This is a genomic window from Pseudomonas sp. 50_B (genome assembly GCF_017491625.1).
GTDB classification, from domain to species: Bacteria; Pseudomonadota; Gammaproteobacteria; order Pseudomonadales; family Pseudomonadaceae; genus Aquipseudomonas; species Aquipseudomonas danubii.
Window position 1 is genome coordinate 1 of record NZ_JAFGYX010000124.1, and the last position, 471, is coordinate 471.

Consider the following 471-nt stretch of genomic DNA (forward strand, 5'->3'; position numbering starts at 1 on the left):
GGCTACTTGTTCTTCTACCGGCAGGGGTGAATTTACGCCTTGTTTCAAAATTTCAACATTTCGTTCCCCTTTACCAATCACAGCCATGGTAGCCGCATCCAAATCGGAGCCAAATTTTGCAAAGGCTTCCAACTCACGATACTGGGCTTGGTCGAGTTTCAAGGTACCGGATCCTTTTTTCATGGGTTTGATCTGAGCGCTCCCGCCAACACGAGAAACCGAAATCCCAACATTGATCGCAGGACGGATCCCCGAGTTAAACAGATCCGATTCAAGGAAGATCTGACCATCGGTAATCGAAATCACGTTGGTCGGGATATAAGCCGAAACGTCACCCGCTTGTGTTTCGATGATCGGAAGTGCGGTAAGCGACCCACCTCCTTTCACTTTATTTTTCAATGATTCGGGTAAATCATTCATCTGAGAGGCAACCTGATCATCATCGATGATTTTGGCGGCTCTTTCCAGAAG

At 47.3% G+C, this 471-nt stretch carries 1 pseudogene; it reads right to left on the reverse strand.

Going from position 1 to position 471, the window contains the following annotated elements:
* Positions 1–471: pseudogene (locus J5M73_RS31230) on the reverse strand (F0F1 ATP synthase subunit alpha); the annotation flags it as partial.